The organism is Mycolicibacterium rhodesiae (assembly GCF_002086695.1).
Classification (GTDB): Bacteria; Actinomycetota; Actinomycetes; order Mycobacteriales; family Mycobacteriaceae; genus Mycobacterium; species Mycobacterium rhodesiae.
The window spans coordinates 264,273-282,297 of record NZ_MVIH01000003.1; the positions used below are offsets into that span (position 1 = coordinate 264,273).

Consider the following 18,025-nt stretch of genomic DNA (forward strand, 5'->3'; position numbering starts at 1 on the left):
TTTCCGCGCGTGTCACTAGACAGCCACGGCTACACGGTTTTCGATGACGACGACGACGACCCGGTGCTGCTCGACGCCGCCGGCTTGGCCGTCGACACCTGGCGGGAGAACTACCCGTACGACCATCGGATGTCGCGCAACGAGTACGAGGAGCAGAAGCGGCTGCTGCAGATCGAGCTGCTGAAGCTGCAGAAGTGGAGCCAGACGCACGGCCTGCGGCACGTCCTGGTGTTCGAAGGGCGCGACGCGGCCGGCAAGGGCGGCACCATCAAACGCTTCATGGAGCATCTCAACCCGAGGGGCGCGCGGGTGGTGGCGCTGGAGAAGCCCACCGAGAAGGAACGCACTCAGTGGTACTTCCAGCGCTACGTCAACCACCTGCCTGCGGCAGGTGAAATCGTGATGTTCGACCGGTCCTGGTACAACCGCGCCGGGGTGGAGCGGGTGATGGGGTACTGCACGCCCAAGCAGCACGCCGAGTTCATCCGGCAGGCGCCGTTGTTCGAGCAGATGCTGGTCAACGACGGCATCAGCCTGACCAAGCTGTGGTTCTCGGTGTCCTCGAGCGAGCAGCGCACCCGGTTCACCATTCGCCAGGTCGACCCCGTGCGGCAGTGGAAACTGTCCCCGACGGACCTGGCGTCGCTGGACAAGTGGCACGACTACACCTCCGCCAAGGAAGACATGTTCGCCTGGACGGACACCGAGATCGCGCCGTGGACGGTCATCAAAAGCAACGACAAGAAACGCGCGCGGATCAACGCGATGCGCCACGTGCTGAGTAAGTTCAACTACGACAACAAAGACCATGAGGTGGTCGGCCAGCCCGACCCGTTGATCGTGGGCCGCGCAACTCACTCCGACTGAGGCGTCGCGTCCCCGCAGAGGAGGACGCGTGCGGTTCGCGACGACGCTACTGATGTGGCTCGTCACGACGCTCTTGTTGGCGGTCGCGCTGCCGGCGGCCTGGGTGCAGCAACACCTGGTCGACGAGGACGGCTACGCGGCACTGGCGCAGAAGGCCGCGGCCGATCCCGGGCTGCAGTCGGCAATGGCCTCGGAGTTGACCTCGCAGGTGGGTCGGCTGGGTACCAGCGTGAACACTGGAACCGTAAGTCTGGTCGCGGCCGCCTACACCGCGAGTTCGACGTTCCCGGGACAGTTCGCGCAGGCGAATCGCTTCGCACACCGCTGGTTGTTCACCGACCGGGTGCGCTCGAGTGTCGATTCGCAAGGCCGGTGGGTGATCGATGCAGCGCCGATGCTCTCGGACGCCGCGTTCAAAGAGACGCTCAGCGACTACAACGTCACGTTGCCGTCGTCGATACCAATCCCGTTGACCGACAACGCTCCTGCGGCATTGCGGCCCGGCGCGTTACGTCCGGTTGCGACGTTCGGCCCGTGGGTCAGTGTGGGCGCCGCGGTGGTGGCCGGGCTGTTCGCCCTGCTGACCCTTTTCGTGGCACGCAGTCGGGGCAAGATGCTCATAGGACTGGGCGTGTCGGCTCTGCTGGTGGGCGCGGCTGGTTGGGCGGCAATCGAATTCGGCCGCCGACGCCTGGATGCGGTGTTGAACAATTCGTCCGGGGATATCCGGCGGATCGCCGAGGTGATGGTCGGCACCGCGCAGGACAGCATGCATCAGTGGTTGAACATCACTCTGATTGCCGGGGGCGGGCTGGTGATCATCGGGGTCATCGTGTCGCTGCTGGTGAGTCTGGCCAGGACGAACTAGGCGGACGACTCTTCGTCGTCTTCACGGGCGTAGTGCCGGGCGACCGGGTCTCGTAGGCCGTAGCCCATCGGTCGGATCGTGCCGATTCGATAGCCGATGAGATAGAGGATCGGCGGCAGGAACGCCATCGAAACCGACAGTGCCGCAGCAATGATGGCCTGGGTGTTCTGCCCGCGCGCCTTCGGGAGTTTGCGTGTCGCATCGTCGATACCCGACACGAGGGCTCCCAGACAAACTATTAATGCTGCGGGGAGGGTCTTTGCATTCCACTCCGTCAGGGCGCCACCGAAGCCGAACAACCCGACGCATGCGACGAACAACCACCACGTCTTGGACGCGGTGACGCGACCGGGGTAGCTGTCGCGTGGTGGCATCGATGGCTGATCATCGTCGATGGCGTCGGTTGGATCAGGCGCGCTGTCCTGCATCGAGAAGGCATGGTTGCGTCCTCGAATCCTGATGTAGGGGGTCTTGAAATAGGCCTGCAGCACAGCGACAAAAGCGATGCAGACTGCCGCGGCCACCACAACCTTCCATCCCCGGCCTGCCAAGCTCAGGGAGATGAAGGCGCCGCCGAGCAATGAGCCGAACCAGTACAGCCAACGCTCGTATTGACGGTCTTTGACGAACGCGGTGCCGAGCCAGGCGCAGATGAGCAGTGCTGCGCCGCCGATAAACAGCCAGTGCGACCAGGTTTCAAGAGTCATGGTCGGCGGAAGGGTTCGTGCGTGAGTTCCTCACGCGGCGTCGGCGTGGTCATGTAGTAGGCGACGAAGTACACCAGCGTCGGCCACAGCAGCGTCGGTATTGATGACAGGACCACGATGGCAAATGGGACATAGCGCCCTCGAGCTACTGGATACCGGTCCTTTCTGTCTAGGTAACCGATTAAGGCGAGCGGAGCAGCGAGGAGCGCACCGCCCATGATGCCAACTGGGGCAAGCCATCCCATCGACAAAGCGAACCCGCCTGTGATGACGCCAACTAGGGCTAAGTTCCACCACATGCTGGGAGCTGTGACGCGCTCTAAGTAACTGTCTGGCGGAGAAGGCGGGGTGTCCGGGTCCTCGCGAGCGTCGCTGATCCAGAACGTGCGAACTCGACCGCCGATTTTAATAAAAGGTGTGAAGTAAAAGGCAAACAAACCGCCGCCCACGACAGCTACTAGAGCGGCAATCCCAGCTTCCGCGATGCCGCGTCCTACGCCGCTTAGCGCCAGCAAGATGGCCGCTGCGATCCAGCACGTCCAGAATGTCCAGCGCTTCCGCTTGATGCTGATCGGCAAAGCAGCACTGGCAACCGCCAAGAAACCCACGGCGAGACCAGACACAAAGAAGGCCTGGCTCCAATGTGATAGTGCCAGAGCCGACATCGCTGACGGGTAGAGTCCCTGACCCGACTCAACCATGCTTCATCTCCCGGACGACCCAACGGCTCGTTTGTTCTCCCCAAGTTCCCCCCGCCAAGCCCCCCACCATTGTGCCGACGAAGGCGCCGCCAGGACCGAGGGCCCACCCGCCGAGGAAGCCGAGTGCTGCACCTCCGCCAGCGCCACCGAGCAAGCTTCCTCCAAGTCCTGCAAACGTCTCGTCGGCGGGTGCACCGTGCCGCCAAGCGTCAATCGCCAAACCGATTTCCAGCAGCGAGCCTGCTCCTTTGAGGCCCTTGCCAACGTTGCCGATCGCTCGGATCGTGTCAGGGTTGAAACCATCGAGAGCGTGGCGCCCGACCGGAGCCCGACCGTCGATGTCTGTCGCGGCATCGCCGGTCACATTGGCGTATTGCTGCAGATCCTGCCAAGTTAGCCCAGAGGCCAGGGCGGAGACGACGGATTTTGCTCTCTCCGTGGGCATTCCGGAATCTTCAAGAGCCTTCTGCGTCGAATTCATGGTGGCCAGCCGCGCCTCGGCCTCTTGCTGGTCCATCCACCGCGTTGCCTCGTCGGGTGTCATGGGGGGCATCCAAGGTTGTCCCTGTTCGAGCTGCTTTTGCCATTCCCTTCGCACAAGAGCACGTCGCGATGGTGGAACTCCCAAGATCGGGTCGGGCGCCCAAGGCCCCGAACGGGTGCTCTTAACGTAGTCATCAAGCCGTTCACCAGCCAGCCGCACAGCATCGGGACTAGCTCCAGGTTCGGTGATTGTGGCGTAGTCACGTAGGCGTGCAGCTGCTTCTGCTTTCTCAGGCGTCATCGGGCCAGCAGAGTCCAGTAGAGCTTCATCCTGAGCTCGTTGGCCTTCGCCGTACGTGTTGGCCGTCGACTGGGCGTCTCCTGCGGCGTTCGCCCCGTCACCATCAACTCCATCAATGACATCAGGTGTGTATCCCTCAGACTCCATCTCTGCCATCGCGCGGGTCAGTTCGCCGCTGTACGAATCGCGGCTTGTCTCGATCTGCGCGAGCGCTTCCCTGGTGTCTAGGACGGCAATGTTTTCCAACGGCTCGAGGTCGGCCTCAGTCAGCTTGGCGCCTTGTTTAAGTGCCCTGTCGATGGCGTCATCGATCTCTTTGAGGCTGGAATCCAGTGCCGCAATCGCGTTTCGTGACGAACGTTGTGCCTCTGCGAGCGAAGCGGCGACTTTCTCCAAATCGACTCCGATTTTGGTGAGCTGTTGCTTGTCGAGATGAAGTGCCAACGTCCTCTGCTGGACCTCTGCGGAGTCGTTTATCGGGTGGTTGCCGTTCTCTCGGTTCCAAGACGATTCGAACCTGATGCGCGCATCTGTGAATGCTTCTGATGTCTCGGTCATGCACACACCCGCTTTGTAGAAGGCGGTCGCGAGATCTGCTATCTGCTTCGGCTCGCCGCTTGCAAGCGTCGCGTCAGTGCGCCAGGGATCCCCACCTGCGCCAGCGATGAGTTCCGCAATGCTGATGTATCTCAGGCTTGGGTACTCGGCCACAGCACCTCACGCACTGCTTCGGTGTTGAGCTCCTCCATATCGCTGAACCCAGAGGCAGCGCGGTGGGCCTTATCGCCGAGCGCTCCGAGCCCAACAGAGTGGTCCGCCATGCGAGTCACATGGTGGGTGTGCTTCTGGCTCAGTGAAGAGTGAAACGCTTCCGCGGTCTCGAATGCGCCAAAAATCCCTGGCGCGACTGCCGTGCGAGAAAGCGCACTGGCACCTTCTTGAGCTCGATCAGCGGCGTTGTACGAGCGGTTTGCGCCCGACCGCATTTCACCGAGGTCGACCTGCATGAAACACCCCCAAGCGAGTTAGCTGTTAGCTAGAGGGTACTACGTCGTCCGCCCTGGTCAACTCACCCGATCAGCCCAGCATCCGGTGCAGGAACGAGTAGCTCAGGGCAGACTTGAACGCCGTCTGCGCGTTGTCGGCCGCCCCGGCGTGACCGCCCTCGATGTTCTCGTAGTACCAGACCGGATGCCCGGCCGCCTCCAGCGCCGCCGTCATCTTGCGGGCATGGCCGGGGTGCACCCGATCGTCACGCGTCGACGTGGTGATCAGCACCGGGGGATACCGTTTGTCGGGCGAAATGTTCTGGTAGGGCGAGTACTCCGAGATGAACGCCCAGTCCTCGGGCTCGTCCGGGTCGCCGTACTCGGCCACCCACGACGCGCCGGCCAGAAGCAGATGGAACCGTTTCATGTCCAGCAGCGGCACCTGGCACACCAGCGCGCCGAAAAGATGCGGGTACTTGGTCAGCATGATGCCCATCAGCAGGCCGCCGTTGCTGCCGCCCTGTGCGCCCAACTGCTCGACGGTGGTGATACCTCGGTTGACGAGATCGCCTGCGACCGCGGCGAAGTCCTCCGCCACCTTGTGCCGACCATCCCGCATGGCCTGGGTGTGCCAGCCCGGTCCGTACTCTCCGCCGCCGCGGATATTCGCCAACACGTAGGTCCCGCCCCGCGATAGCCACAGCCGGCCCAGCACCCCGTCGTACCCCGGAGTCCGTGACACCTCGAATCCGCCGTAACCACCCAGCAGCGTCGGGCCCGGCGCCCCATCGTGCTTGTGACCGACGACGAAGTAGGGGATGGCCGTGCCGTCGTCGGAGGTGGCGAAGTGCTGGGACACCTCCAGGTCGGCGGCGTCGAAGAACGATGGCGCCCGCTTGATCTCCGTGAGCTCGCCGCCCGCCCTTCCATGCAGCAGTCGTGACGGCGTGATGAAATCGCTGCTATCCAAGAAGATTTCGTCACCGTCTGGATCGGTGGCAACGATGATGGTGTTGTCCCCGACGCCCGCGACGGGTTCACGGGTCCAGGAACCCGGTGTCACGATCTCGACCCGACTGGCGACGTCGACCAGACTCACCAGCAGCAGGCGATCGAGCGTCCACGAGTATTGGTGCAGACTGGAATGCTCGTCAGGTTCGAAGACCACCGCTAATTCGGCTGTCCCCGAGAGAAATTCGTCGTAGTCGGCAGCCAGGAGCGACCCGGCGCGATATGACGCGGTGCCGGTCTCCCAGTCGCTGCGCAGTTCGATCAGTAGCCAGTCGCGGTGCACCGACACGCTGGCATCGGTCGGGGCGTCGATGCGGATCAGCTCGCCGGCGCGCAGCTCGTAAACCTCGTCGTTGAAGAAGTCGATCGCGCGGTGCAGCATCGTGCGCTCGTAGCCGGGTGTGCGGTCCACCGATGCTCCGACGATCACGTCGGTGACCGGTCCGGTGAAGACTGTCTCCGCCTCGGTCAGCGGCTGCCCGCGTCGCCACCGCTTGACCACCCGCGGATAACCGGACTCCGTCATCGAGTCGGGTCCGAAGTCGGTTCCCACCAAGACCGTGTCGTGGTCTTCCCACGACACCTGCGACTTCGCTTCCGGGAGTTCGAACCCGTCAGCGACGAATTCTCGTGTGATCATGTCGAATTCGCGCACGATCGCCGCATCCGAGCCGCCTGGTGACAGGCTGACCAGCGCCCGTGTGTAGTCCGGCTCGATGACATCGGCGCCCGCCCACACCCACTTCTCGCCGTCGGCGGCGGCGAGAGCGTCGACGTCGATGACCACATCCCAGTCGGGGTCCTCGGTGAGGTAGCTCTCCAGCGTGGTTCGCTGCCACAACCCCCTCGGGTTGGCCGCGTCGCGCCAGAAGTTGTAGAGATACTCGCCGCGCCGGCGCACATACGGAATCCGCGCGTCGGTGTCGAGAACCTCCAGCGCCTCGGCGCGCATCTGCTCGAACCTTTCGTCGCTGAATTCGGCGACAGTCGGATCGTTGTGCTTACGCACCCAGGCGAGCTGCTCGTCACCAGCAACTTCTTCGAGCCAGAGGTAAGGGTCGTCTTCGGCCATGCCCTCTATTCTGCGGGCGGGGCCTCAGCTCAGGTGATGCACCTCCTGCAGCCCGTACACCGGTGTGGGAATTCCTTCGTAGCGAGCCTTGAGCTGCAACGCCAAATACAGCGAATAATGCCGCGACTGGTGCAGATTGCCCCCGTGGAACCAGAGGTTCTGCTGCTGGGTGGGCTTCCACATGTTGCGCTGCTCGCCCTCCCAGGGGCCGGGGTCCTTCGGGGTGTCCGAGCCCAACCCCCACACCTTGCCGACCTTGTCGGCCACCTCCTGGCCGATCAGGTCGGCCGCCCAGCCGTTCATCGACCCGTACCCGGTGGCGTAGACCACCACGTCGGCAGGTAGTTCGGTGCCGTCGGCGAGGACCACCGAATCCTCGGTGAGCCGATCGACCTGGCCGTGAGCCAGCTTGATCCTGCCGTCGGCCACCAGGTCGCAGGCGCCGACGTCGATGTAGTAGCCGGAACCGCGACGGAGGTACTTCATGAACAACCCGGATCCGTCTGCACCCCAGTCCAATTCGAACCCCGCTGCTTCGAGCCGGGCGTAGAACTCCTTGTCGCGCTCCCGCATCTGGTCGTAGAGCGGAATCTGGAACTCGTGCATGATCCGGTACGGCAGCGACGCGAACGTGAGGTCGGCCTTTTCGGTGGTCATTCCCGCCGCCAGCGCGCGTTCGGAATACAGGTCACCCAAACCGATGTCCATCAGGGTGTCCGACTTGACGATGTGCGTCGACGATCGCTGCACCATGGTCACGTCGACACCGTTTTCGTAGAGCGCCTTGCAGATGTCGTGGGCGGAGTTGTTCGAGCCGATCACCACCGCCTTCTTGCCCACGTACGGGTCGGGGCCGGGGTGGGCACTGGAGTGATGCTGATCGCCGCGGAAGATGTCCTGACCCGGCAGCGCCGGCACGTGCGGCTTGCCTGACATGCCCGTCGCGAGCACCAAGTGAGTGGGATGCAGGGTCAGCCGCTCACCGTCGCGGTCGACCTCGACGGTCCACTGCTGGGCGGCCTCGTCGAAAGTCGCCGACAGGCAGGTGGTCTTCGACCAGTACGGCACCTCCATCACCCGGGTGTAGAACTCCAGCCAGTCGCCGATCTTGTCCTTGGGCGCGAACACCGGCCAGTTCTGCGGGAACGGCAGGTACGGCAGGTGGTCGTACCAGACGGGGTCGTGCAGGCAGAGCGACTTGTACCGCTTGCGCCACTGGTCCCCGGGCCGCTCGTGACGGTCGACCACGATGGCGGGCACCCCGAGCTGGCGCAGCCGCGCACCCAGGGCGATTCCACCCTGACCGCCTCCGATGACCAGTGTGTAGGGCTGCACCGTGCGACCCAGCTGGGCTTCTTCCTCGGCGCGCTTCTCCGCCCACGACCGGGTATCGGGGTCGTCGCCGTGAACCGCACCCAGCACCCGGGAGGCGCCCTTGCGCTCCTCGTGTCCCTTGAGTTCCTGCAGCGCGGTCAGCAGCGTCCACGCCTCATTCCCCTTGAGACGCAGGTGTCCGGTGCCGCGTCCCGCGCCGGTCTCGAACTCGATGAAGGCGGACGTGACATCGCCGTCGACGGTGGGTTCCTCACGAGTGCGGAAGCCGGACGGGTCGGTGTCGGACAGCCGCGCGCCGAGCATCTCGGCGATCCGATCACGGCCCTCCATCGTCTTGATGTTCCAGGTGAACGACACCAGGTCACGCCAAAAGCTGTCGACGGCGAACATGCCGACGACGCGCGCGACGTCGCGGCTGCGCAAGGCAGCTTCGAAGTCGGCGAGCCAGGCATCGACGCGCTGCTGCGGCGTCACGGCGCTGGTGGTCTGGGGTTCGAGAGTTGAAGTCATGTGAGCCACACCACACCCGATGCGCAAGACCTGGCAAGAGTTGCGAGCCGTTGCAACTAGGGCGCGTGCAATCCGGGTGGGACCGTTCGGGTCATTCGGGCACGACGGACCTCGTTGCGGATTGCCACCGCGACCTCCCGCCCGGTCGTACGGATCTCACGAGGTCGGGTGCGGACGGCGCGTCCCACGGCGACGGCGAGACGGCGTGGCGCGAGAAGTTCTCTCGGTGCGACCTCGTGGTTGAGGACACGCATCAGGGTTCTGCGCGCCTCCGGGTCGCCGGAGATGTCGCGGAGCACCTCGGTGATCACGGGGGTCGGCGCACCGGGCGCGCCCAGGTCGGAGGCGAACCAATGCATCGCGTAGGCGTCGCGGTCACGCCACCGCCACCACCGCTGGTTCGCGGCGTCGAGGTTGGACGCGTTGCCGAAGTCGGCGGGCAGGGTCTGGTCGAGCAGCTCCACCTGGCACAGCGCATCTGCGATGCCTTGGCCCGGTGTGAAGTCCTTGAAATGACCGGCGTCACCGATCAGCACCCAGCCTGGTCCGGCCGCCTGGCGGAGATAGCCGTGCCACTTGGCCATGACCCTCAGCGGTCCGATCCGGCGGCCGCCGGAGAGGGTATCGGCGAGCTCAGGCCAACCTTCCAGCGCGGCAGCGAACGCCTCCTCCCGGTGGGCGCCGCTGTCGGTGCCCGCCGCAACACAAACCATGTACAGACCGTCATCGGTGGGGCTGGCCAGGTAGGCGTTCTCTCCAAGACGTGCGAGCCGCAGGCGCCCTTCGCGATCGGCGACGCCCTCGAAGTACCCCCACACCGGAACCCTTCCCATGGGGGTGATCGAATACTCCTTCGCACCAACATCTTTGGCCACCTGCGAATGCCGACCATCGGCCCCGACCACCAACCGCGCGCGAATCGGTCCGTGATCGGTCTCGACGCCTGCGACCCGCTCGCCGACGGTGATGAGGCCGGTGGCCTTGACGCCGGTGCGCACGTCCGCGCCGGCGTTCGCGGCGGTGTCGACCAGGACCGCGTCGAGCGTGACGCGCCGTACGCACAACCCCGGTAGGGGAAACGTCGACTCGTCGAACTCGCCTTCGATGCGCACGTCGTCGTTGACCATCGTGAAGCTGTTGATGGTCGCGGCTCCGGCCGACAGGACTGCGTCGAGCGCTCCGATCCGCTCGAGGGCCTGCGCGCCGCGCGGCTGGATGATGTGGGTCGATGGCGTCTCGGACGGGAACTGCGCCTTGTCCAGCAGGCAGACGTCCAGCCCGCGCCGCGCCAGCCTTGCGGCCAGCGGCGATCCGGCGCATCGAGCCCCAACGATGACGACGTCGAACACCTTCATGCAGAACCGTCCTCCCCCGTACGCAACGTACCAACGTCGGCTGCAACCCCCTGCAACTCTTTCCGATGTGGTCGTCGTCACATAGAACTGCGGCATGAAGGCAGCTGTGTACTACGGACCGAACAAGATCGAGATCGATGACGTCGCCGAACCCGAGCCGCGGCCGGGCACCGTCAAACTCAAAGTCGGCTTCAACGGGATCTGCGGCACCGACCTGCACGAGTACTACGCTGGGCCGATCTTCATCCCGACCCAGCCGCATCCGCTGACCGGCGCCGAACTGCCGCTCACCATCGGGCATGAATTCTCGGGCACCATCACCGCGGTCGGGGACGGGGTCACGGGCTGGGCGGAAGGCGACCGCGTCGCCGTCGAACCCATCTACAGATGCGACCACTGCGCACCGTGCCGGGCGGGCAACTACAACGTCTGCCAGCAGATCGGCTTCCACGGGCTGATGTCCGACGGTGGGATGGCCGAGTACACCGTGGTGCCGACCGGCATGCTGCACAAGCTCCCCGGCAACGTCTCGCTGGAACTCGGGGCGCTCGTCGAGCCGATGTCGGTGGCGTACCACGCCGCCACCCTGGGCGACGCACACCCCGGCGACACCGCGATGGTGTTCGGTGCCGGCCCGATCGGGATAGGACTGTGGTTTGCGTTGCGCGGCAAGGGCCTTGACGACGTCCTCGTGGTCGAACCTTCTCCGACCCGGCGCGCCGCCATCGAAGCACTCGGCGCGACGACGCTGGATCCAACCGCCCTCGACGTCGCGGGCTTCATCGCAGAGCACACCGGAGGACGCGGGGCCGATGCGGTGTTCGATGCCGCCGGCGTCACCCCCGCGGTGGCGACGGCGCTGGCCTGCGTGGGTTCGCGCAAACCCATGGTCAGTGTCGCGATCTACGAAAAGCCCTTGGAAACACCACTTCTCAACTTGGTGATGAACGAGTCCCGCATCCAGGGATCGCTGTGTTATACCGGCGCCGATTTCGACGCGGTCATCGCGCTGATGGCCGACGGCAGGTACGACACCACCGGTTGGGTGACCCGGATTCCGATCGACGATGTGGTCGACGAAGGATTCGAGGCGCTGCACGCCGGCACCAAGATGAAGGTTCTGGTCGACCCGAACGGAGAATCATGAGGTTGCATGGCAAGGTCGCACTGGTCACCGGAGCGGCGCGAGGTATCGGACGCGGCATCGCGCTGCGACTCGCCCGTGACGGGGCCGATCTCGCTCTCGTGGATGTGCGACCAGACGGCATTGACGCCGTCGCCGAAGAGATCAAAGAGATCGGTTGCAACGCAACCACTTTCGTCGCTGACGTCAGCGAACGCGAACAGGTCTTCGCCGCTGTCGACCATGCCGCCTCGTCGCTCGGCGGCTTCGACATCATGGTCAACAACGCCGGAATCGCCCTCGTCGGTCCGATCGTCGGCGTCACGCCCCAACAGATCGAGAAGCTCTGGGCGATCAACGTCAACGGCGTGCTGTGGGGCACTCAAGCCGCTGTTGCCAAGTTCAGGGAGAACGGCACCAAGGGAAAGATCATCAATGCGTCGTCGATTGCCGGCCACGACGGCTTCGCCATGCTCGGCCCCTACAGCGCCTCCAAGTTCGCCGTGCGTGCACTCACTCAGGCCGCCGCCAAGGAACACGCCGCCGATGGGATCACGGTGAACGCCTACTGCCCGGGTGTGGTCGGCACCGACATGTGGGTGGAGATCGACAAACGGTTCGCCGAACTGACCGGCGCCGCCGAAGGCGAGACCTACAAGAAGTTCGTCGGTGGTATCGCCCTGGGTCGCGCAGAAACCCCCGACGACGTGGCGGGCTTCGTCTCGTATCTGGCCGGCCCGGACGCCGACTACATGACCGGTCAGTCGGGCCTGATCGACGGCGGCCTGGTTTACCGCTGAGATGCGGAGCACAATCGGCAGTAATGCAAGGGGTCTACGTGCCTGAGCCCGCAGTCGCGCTCGGCGAGGATCCGCGCAACTATGCGCGGCTGATGTCGGCTGTCTACGACGCGACGATGGCGGGCCATCGCGCCCCGGCCCGCCCGCGAGACGTCATCGGCGAATCGTGGCAGCGGCTGATGTCGGCCGGTGTGGACCCTGACCGCCGCGCCCAGCCCGTCGTGGAAGCCGGCGGCCTGGAGGCGCTCCGTCGAGCCTCGGGCTTGATGGCGGTCCTCGACGACGTTTCCCGCGGGCTGGAATCGCTGGTCGCTGATGGCACCAACATCCTGGTCGTCGCCGACGCGCAGGGCCGGGTGCTGTGGCGGTCGGGATCGTCCGCGGTTCTCACCAACGCCGACCGGTTGGGCTTCATCGAAGGTGCGCACTGGGGCGAAGGAGAGGTCGGTACCAATGCCATCGGCACCGCGCTGGTGTCCAATCGCGCCGTGCAGGTGTTCTCCGCCGAGCACTTTCTACGGACCCACCACTCGTGGACGTGTGCGGGCGCACCCATCCGCGATCCGCGAACCGGGCAGGTGATCGGTGTGGTCGACGTTTCCGGCCCCGCCGCGACCGTGCACCCGACGACCGTGGCTCTGGTCGACGCTGTCGCCCGGCTCGCCGAGTCACACCTGCGCGAACAACACGACCGCACCCTGAACCGGCTGCGCATGGTCGCGGCCCCGATTTTGGCCCGGATCGGCAAGCCCGCGTTGGCGGTCGACGCCGAGGGTTGGGTGGCGGCCGTCGATTCGCTGCCGTTGCACCATCGCATCCTGTTGCCCGAGGACGTCGCGGCAGGCCGCTCGTGGATCCCCAGCTTCGGTATCTGCGATATCGACGTGTTGCCCGGCGGTTGGCTGGTTCGGCCGGCTGACGACGACGATGCGCCCGCGTTGGCGCAGGCCTCGTTGGACTTGACCGTCGCAGGCGCACCGGCGTTGGACATGACGGGACAGTTCGGGCGTTGGCGCCATGACGTCTCGCTGCGCCACGCCGAGATCCTGCTGATCCTGGCGCGGGACCCGCGCGGCCGATCGGCGCCCGAGTTGGCAGCCGACCTCTATGGTGATCGTTCCCGGGTCGTCACGGTCCGCGCCGAATTGTCCCGGCTGCGCAAGCAGTTCGCCGGTCTGCTTGCCGCCCAGCCCTATCGCTTCGCCGGCGGAATCGAGGTGACGGTGCGCTATCCCGCGGACCTCTCGATGGTGTTGCCCGCGTCGACCGCACCCGCGGTTCGCGCCGTTCGTATCAATGCAAGTGTCTCGTAGAGGAGTACCTATGCCAGTGTTCGCCCGCCCCGGAACGTCGGGATCTGCCATGTCTTTTCAGTCCCGCTACGAGAACTTCATCGGTGGTGAGTGGACTGCGCCGGTGGGCGGTCAGTATTTCGAGAATCCGACGCCGGTGACCGGTGAGGTGTTCTGCGAAGTCGCACGCTCGACCGATGCCGATATCGAGAAGGCGTTGGATGCCGCGCACGCCGCGGCGCCGGCATGGGGTAAGACGTCGGCGGGGGAGCGGGCGGTGATCTTGAACAAGATCGCTGACCGGATTGAGGCGAATCTGGAGTCGATCGCGCTGGCCGAGTCGTGGGATAACGGCAAGCCGATCCGGGAAACGCTGAACGCCGATATTCCGTTGGCGGTGGACCATTTTCGCTATTTCGCCGCCGCGATACGCGCTCAGGAAGGCGCGCTGTCGCAGATCGATGAGGACACCGTGGCCTATCACTTCCACGAGCCGTTGGGGGTGGTGGGGCAGATCATTCCGTGGAACTTCCCGATCCTGATGGCGGTGTGGAAGCTGGCGCCGGCGTTGGCCGCCGGTAACGCGATCGTGCTGAAGCCTGCCGAGCAGACCCCGGCGTCGGTGCTGTATCTGATCTCGTTGATCGCCGACCTGCTGCCCGCCGGAGTCCTCAACGTGGTCAACGGATTTGGTGTGGAGGCCGGCAAACCGCTGGCGTCGAGCAATCGGATCGCCAAGATCGCGTTCACCGGGGAGACCACCACCGGTCGGCTGATCATGCAGTACGCCTCCCAGAACCTGATCCCGGTCACGCTGGAGCTGGGCGGGAAGAGCCCGAATATCTTCTTCTCCGATGTGATGGCCGCCAACGACGACTATCAGGACAAGGCGTTGGAAGGGTTCACCATGTTCGCCCTCAACCAGGGTGAGGTGTGCACGTGTCCGTCGCGGTCGCTGATTCAGTCCGATATCTACGACGACTTCCTTGCCATGGCGGCGATCCGCACCAAAGCGGTCCGGCAAGGGGATCCCCTCGACACCGAAACCATGATCGGCGCGCAGGCGTCCAACGACCAGCTCGAAAAGATCTTGTCCTACATCGAGATCGGCAAGAGTGAAGGCGCTCAAATCCTGACCGGCGGTGAGCGTGCCGAGTTGGGTGGTGACCTCAACGGCGGCTACTACGTGCAGCCCACCATTTTCACCGGCGACAACGCGATGCGGATTTTCCAGGAGGAGATCTTCGGACCCGTGGTGTCGGTGACGTCGTTCACCGATTACGACGACGCCATCCGGATCGCGAACGACACCCTCTACGGGTTGGGGGCCGGGGTGTGGAGCCGTGATGGCAACACTGCCTACCGCGCCGGGCGCGACATCAAGGCCGGGCGGGTGTGGACGAACTGCTACCACGCTTATCCCGCGCACGCGGCGTTCGGTGGCTACAAGCAGTCCGGCATCGGCCGGGAAAACCACAAGATGATGCTCGACCACTATCAGCAGACCAAGAATCTGCTCGTCTCGTACTCCAACAAGGCGCAGGGGTTCTTCTAGTGACGGAGCAGGCGCCGCCGCGGGCACTGATCACCGCAGCAGCCGCCGAACTTCTGCACCGCTTGCAGCAGCGGCACGGGCCGCTGATGTTCCACCAGTCCGGCGGCTGCTGCGACGGGTCGTCGCCGATGTGTTACCCCGACGGCGACTTCATCGTCGGCGACCGTGACGTGCTGCTCGGGGTGCTCGAAGGCACCCCGGTCTGGATTTCCGGCCCGCAGTTCGAGACGTGGAAACACACCCAACTCATCATCGACGTCGTCCCCGGTCGAGGCGGCGGCTTCAGCCTCGAGGCCCCGGAAGGGATGCGCTTCCTGAGTCGCGGACGGGCGTTCAGCGATGCCGAAAACCGGTTGCTGGCCAGCGATTCTCCGCTGAGCGGAGCCGATTACGAGCGCGGCGAGCGTCCGGCCGAACGGACCGATCTGGTGGTTGCCGAAGCGGCAGACGCATGTGCAATCCCTGGTCGGCGCGCCGGAGTCGTTCAGCAATAGACCGCGTCACTGCACGTACCCTCGTAAGCGTGATACCCCTGCCTCGGGCATGGCTGCTCACAAGTGCATTGCTGGTGGGCACCGTGACCGGACTCATTGCGGCGGTCGTGGCCACCCTGCTGGTCAAGACACCCGTTCGCCCCGACCTGGTGGTGGGCTTGGTGGTTGCTGTTCCGAGCGTCATCGGCATGCTCCTGATCCTGTTCTCGAGGCGCCGCTGGATGACGACAGCGGGGGCGTTCATTCTGGCGATGGCGCCAGGTTGGCTGGGGGCATTGGTTCTGGTTCAGGTGGTGTCTCATGGCTGAAAAAACGTCCCTCCCGTCGACCGAGCCCCACCACGCGCCGATCTTCGACACCGGCCCGCATCCCCACGCGCTCCGCTCACTGACCGACGAACCCGAGGCGGAAGTCTCCGAGGAATCCATCGCCTTCAGCGAGTTGGAGAACTTCGACACCGATGCGTTCCTGCACCGGGTCGAGGGTTCGCTCCACGCGGAACCGGTGGTCGTGCCGCCCGCGTCGACGGCCGCCGCAGGCACCTACCAGTACGTGAAGCGGTGGCAGTTCGTGTTCATCGTCGCCGCGGTCTGGGTCCTGGCCGCAGCCGCCGGCCTGGGCTTCTACTTCTGGTGGTACACCTCGCTGCAGAAAACCCCCGCGGTGTTCTGCGTGCTGATCTACCTGATCGTCTGCTCGGTCGCCAGCATGCTGGTCTCGATGGTGCAGAACCGGCCACCGGTAACAGCGCTGGCCATCGCGCTGATGTCGGCGCCGTTGGCCTCGGTGACCACCGCCGCGCTGCTGCATGGCGCCTACTACTTCGAATGGATCGCCCGTCCGACGATAGGCTGAGGTCGTGACTCACTATGACGTCGTCGTTGTCGGAGCCGGTCCCGGCGGATACGTCGCGGCGATCCGCGCGGCACAGCTCGGACTGAACACCGCCATCATCGAACCCAAGTATTGGGGCGGAGTCTGCCTCAATGTGGGCTGCATCCCGTCGAAAGCGTTGCTGCGCAACGCCGAGTTGGCCCACATCTTCTCCAAGGACGCCAAGACATTCGGCATCAGCGGAGAGGCCACCTTCGATTACGGAGTCGCCTTCGACCGCAGCCGGAAGGTAGCTGAGGGGCGCGTCGCCGGCGTGCACTTCCTGATGAAGAAGAACAAGATCACCGAGATCCACGGGTACGGGAAGTTCACCGGCCCGAACAGCATCGAGGTCGACCTCAACGAGGGTGGAACCGAGAAGGTCGAGTTCGACAACGCGATCATCGCGACCGGTTCGAGTACCCGTCTGGTTCCGGGGACCTCGCTGTCGAAGAACGTCGTCACCTACGAGGAGCAGATCCTGTCCCGGGAGCTGCCCAAGTCGATCGTCATCGCCGGCGCCGGCGCGATCGGCATGGAGTTCGCCTACGTCATGAAGAACTACGGCGTCGACGTCACCATCGTCGAGTTCCTGCCGCGCGCGCTGCCCAACGAAGACGCCGAGGTCTCCAAGGAGATCGAGAAGCAGTACAAGAAGCTCGGCGTGAAGATCCTCACCGGCACCAAGGTGGAGTCCATTGACGACGACGGGTCGACTGTGACCGTCGTGGTCAGCAAGGACGGCAAGACCGAGGAGCTCAAGGCCGACAAGGTGTTGCAGGCCATCGGTTTCGCCCCGAACGTCGAAGGCTTCGGGCTGGAGTCGACCGGTGTGGAGCTGACCGACCGCAAGGCGATCGGCATCGACGACTACATGCGCACCAGCGTGCCGCACATCTACGCCATCGGCGACGTCACGGCCAAGCTGCAGCTTGCCCACGTCGCCGAGGCAATGGGCGTGGTGGCCGCCGAAACCATCGCCGGCGCCGAGACGCTGGCGCTCGGTGACTATCGGATGCTGCCGCGCGCGACGTTCTGCCAGCCGCAGGTCGCCAGCTTCGGCCTCACCGAGCAGCAGGCCCGCGATGAGGGCTACGACGTGAAGGTGGCCAAGTTCCCGTTCACCGCCAACGGCAAGGCGCACGGGCTGGCTGACCCGACCGGGTTCGTCAAGGTGATCGCCGACGCCAAATACGGCGAACTCCTCGGCGGCCACCTGATCGGTCCGGACGTTTCGGAACTCCTGCCGGAGCTGACCCTTGCGCAGAAGTGGGATCTGACCGTCAACGAGCTGACCCGTAACGTGCACACCCATCCGACGCTGTCGGAGGCACTCCAGGAATGCTTCCACGGTCTCGCCGGCCACATGATCAACTTTTGAGACCGACGCTGATCGCCGGTATCGGCGGAATCGTGCTGGGCCACATCCTGTGGCTGATCGGTATCTCGTTGGCGACCAGCGGGCAGGATGTCAGCTTCTGGGTGCTGATCCTCTCGGCGGTCATCCTCGTGCTCGCCGCGGCGGTCGGCTATCTGGCGTGGCGGGAGTATCAGCGCAAGCGCATGGTGTGGGCGGCGTTCCTGGGCTGCATGCCGGTCTCGCCGGTGATCTTCACGCTGATCGTCCTCGGCGTCACTTACCTGTAGCGCCTTCTGTCAGCTCTTCGGCAGGTCCGTTCCAGGCTGCTG

Annotated in this window: 18 protein-coding genes; 11 read left to right on the top strand and 7 right to left on the bottom strand. The window is 64.8% G+C overall.

Annotated elements, in window-relative coordinates; translation table 11 throughout:
* Positions 1–9: 9 nt before the first annotated feature.
* On the top strand, positions 10–867 hold the full coding sequence (gene ppk2, locus BST42_RS08500) for a polyphosphate kinase 2 (RefSeq protein ID WP_083118135.1): 858 nt from the start codon (positions 10–12) through the stop codon (positions 865–867).
* A 28-nt stretch (positions 868–895) separates the two neighbouring features.
* Entirely contained in the window at positions 896–1,735 is an 840-nt protein-coding gene (locus tag BST42_RS08505; protein ID WP_083118136.1) for a hypothetical protein, read from the top strand.
* Here BST42_RS08505 and BST42_RS08510 read toward each other — a convergent pair.
* The 7 genes from BST42_RS08510 to BST42_RS08540 all read right to left on the bottom strand — a co-directional run bounded on the left by BST42_RS08510 (position 1,732) and on the right by BST42_RS08540 (position 10,199).
* Positions 1,732–2,442, bottom strand: coding sequence for a hypothetical protein (locus BST42_RS08510; RefSeq protein WP_083118137.1), 711 nt, complete (start codon positions 2,440–2,442; stop codon positions 1,732–1,734). The genes BST42_RS08505 and BST42_RS08510 overlap by 4 nt on opposite strands.
* A complete protein-coding gene (locus BST42_RS08515; protein ID WP_133057434.1) occupies positions 2,439–3,107 on the bottom strand; it encodes a hypothetical protein in 669 nt (222 codons plus the stop codon). The genes BST42_RS08510 and BST42_RS08515 overlap by 4 nt, the downstream gene beginning before the upstream one ends.
* A 28-nt stretch (positions 3,108–3,135) precedes the next feature.
* On the bottom strand, positions 3,136–4,638 hold the full coding sequence (locus tag BST42_RS08520; protein ID WP_083118139.1) for a putative alpha/beta hydrolase: 1,503 nt from the start codon (positions 4,636–4,638) through the stop codon (positions 3,136–3,138).
* A complete protein-coding gene (locus tag BST42_RS08525) occupies positions 4,617–4,934 on the bottom strand; it encodes a DUF2563 family protein (RefSeq protein ID WP_083118140.1) in 318 nt (105 codons plus the stop codon). Before BST42_RS08525 ends, BST42_RS08520 begins: the two co-directional genes overlap by 22 nt.
* 70 nt (positions 4,935–5,004) lie before the next feature.
* Positions 5,005–6,999 (bottom strand): prolyl oligopeptidase family serine peptidase, encoded by a 1,995-nt coding sequence (locus BST42_RS08530; RefSeq protein ID WP_083118141.1) that lies wholly within the window; start codon positions 6,997–6,999, stop codon positions 5,005–5,007.
* Positions 7,000–7,023: 24 nt separating this feature from the next.
* Positions 7,024–8,844, bottom strand: a complete 1,821-nt coding sequence (locus BST42_RS08535; RefSeq protein WP_165760812.1) for a flavin-containing monooxygenase — start codon at positions 8,842–8,844, stop codon at positions 7,024–7,026.
* Between the two features lie 56 nt (positions 8,845–8,900).
* Positions 8,901–10,199: an NAD(P)/FAD-dependent oxidoreductase gene (locus BST42_RS08540; protein WP_165760813.1), complete on the bottom strand. Its 1,299-nt coding sequence runs from the start codon at positions 10,197–10,199 to the stop codon at positions 8,901–8,903.
* A 94-nt stretch (positions 10,200–10,293) separates the two neighbouring features.
* Here BST42_RS08540 and BST42_RS08545 point away from each other — a divergent pair, with 94 nt between their 5' ends.
* From BST42_RS08545 to BST42_RS08585, 9 genes are read left to right on the top strand one after another with little or no spacing between them, the layout of a single operon-like run.
* On the top strand, positions 10,294–11,346 hold the full coding sequence (locus BST42_RS08545; RefSeq protein WP_083118144.1) for a 2,3-butanediol dehydrogenase: 1,053 nt from the start codon (positions 10,294–10,296) through the stop codon (positions 11,344–11,346).
* Complete coding sequence (locus tag BST42_RS08550) at positions 11,343–12,122, top strand: acetoin reductase (protein ID WP_083118145.1); 780 nt, start codon at positions 11,343–11,345, stop codon at positions 12,120–12,122. The genes BST42_RS08545 and BST42_RS08550 overlap by 4 nt, the downstream gene beginning before the upstream one ends.
* Positions 12,123–12,145: 23 nt before the next feature.
* On the top strand, positions 12,146–13,435 hold the full coding sequence (locus BST42_RS08555; protein WP_083118146.1) for a GAF domain-containing protein: 1,290 nt from the start codon (positions 12,146–12,148) through the stop codon (positions 13,433–13,435).
* A gap of 10 nt (positions 13,436–13,445) precedes the next feature.
* Positions 13,446–14,969 (top strand): aldehyde dehydrogenase, encoded by a 1,524-nt coding sequence (adh, locus tag BST42_RS08560; protein ID WP_083118147.1) that lies wholly within the window; start codon positions 13,446–13,448, stop codon positions 14,967–14,969.
* On the top strand, positions 14,969–15,463 hold the full coding sequence (locus BST42_RS08565; RefSeq protein ID WP_083118148.1) for a DUF779 domain-containing protein: 495 nt from the start codon (positions 14,969–14,971) through the stop codon (positions 15,461–15,463). The genes adh and BST42_RS08565 overlap by 1 nt, the downstream gene beginning before the upstream one ends.
* Before the next feature lie 29 nt (positions 15,464–15,492).
* Positions 15,493–15,771 (top strand): putative holin, encoded by a 279-nt coding sequence (locus BST42_RS08570; protein WP_083118149.1) that lies wholly within the window; start codon positions 15,493–15,495, stop codon positions 15,769–15,771.
* Positions 15,764–16,318 carry a hypothetical protein gene (locus BST42_RS08575; protein WP_083118150.1) on the top strand — a complete coding sequence of 185 codons (555 nt, stop codon included), beginning with the start codon at positions 15,764–15,766 and terminating at the stop codon, positions 16,316–16,318. The genes BST42_RS08570 and BST42_RS08575 overlap by 8 nt, the downstream gene beginning before the upstream one ends.
* A 4-nt stretch (positions 16,319–16,322) precedes the next feature.
* Positions 16,323–17,717 (top strand): dihydrolipoyl dehydrogenase, encoded by a 1,395-nt coding sequence (gene lpdA, locus BST42_RS08580; RefSeq protein WP_083118151.1) that lies wholly within the window; start codon positions 16,323–16,325, stop codon positions 17,715–17,717.
* Complete coding sequence (locus tag BST42_RS08585; RefSeq protein ID WP_083118152.1) at positions 17,714–17,983, top strand: hypothetical protein; 270 nt, start codon at positions 17,714–17,716, stop codon at positions 17,981–17,983. The genes lpdA and BST42_RS08585 overlap by 4 nt, the downstream gene beginning before the upstream one ends.
* Positions 17,984–18,025: the final 42 nt, after the last annotated feature.

What these genes read in the sequence shown, in the direction of transcription:
- BST42_RS08510 (WP_083118137.1), bottom strand. Translation starts at nt 2,442, where the DNA reads ATGACTCTTGAAACCTGGTCGCACTGGCTGTTTATCGGCGGCGCAGCA.
- BST42_RS08515 (WP_133057434.1), bottom strand. Translation starts at nt 3,107, where the DNA reads ATGTCGGCTCTGGCACTATCACATTGGAGCCAGGCCTTCTTTGTGTCT.
- BST42_RS08525 (WP_083118140.1), bottom strand. Translation starts at nt 4,934, where the DNA reads ATGCAGGTCGACCTCGGTGAAATGCGGTCGGGCGCAAACCGCTCGTAC.
- BST42_RS08530 (WP_083118141.1), bottom strand. Translation starts at nt 6,999, where the DNA reads ATGGCCGAAGACGACCCTTACCTCTGGCTCGAAGAAGTTGCTGGTGAC.
- BST42_RS08535 (WP_165760812.1), bottom strand. Translation starts at nt 8,844, where the DNA reads ATGACTTCAACTCTCGAACCCCAGACCACCAGCGCCGTGACGCCGCAG.
- BST42_RS08540 (WP_165760813.1), bottom strand. Translation starts at nt 10,199, where the DNA reads ATGAAGGTGTTCGACGTCGTCATCGTTGGGGCTCGATGCGCCGGATCG.
- BST42_RS08545 (WP_083118144.1), top strand. Translation starts at nt 10,294, where the DNA reads ATGAAGGCAGCTGTGTACTACGGACCGAACAAGATCGAGATCGATGAC.
- BST42_RS08550 (WP_083118145.1), top strand. Translation starts at nt 11,343, where the DNA reads ATGAGGTTGCATGGCAAGGTCGCACTGGTCACCGGAGCGGCGCGAGGT.
- BST42_RS08555 (WP_083118146.1), top strand. Translation starts at nt 12,146, where the DNA reads ATGCAAGGGGTCTACGTGCCTGAGCCCGCAGTCGCGCTCGGCGAGGAT.
- adh (WP_083118147.1), top strand. Translation starts at nt 13,446, where the DNA reads ATGCCAGTGTTCGCCCGCCCCGGAACGTCGGGATCTGCCATGTCTTTT.
- BST42_RS08575 (WP_083118150.1), top strand. Translation starts at nt 15,764, where the DNA reads ATGGCTGAAAAAACGTCCCTCCCGTCGACCGAGCCCCACCACGCGCCG.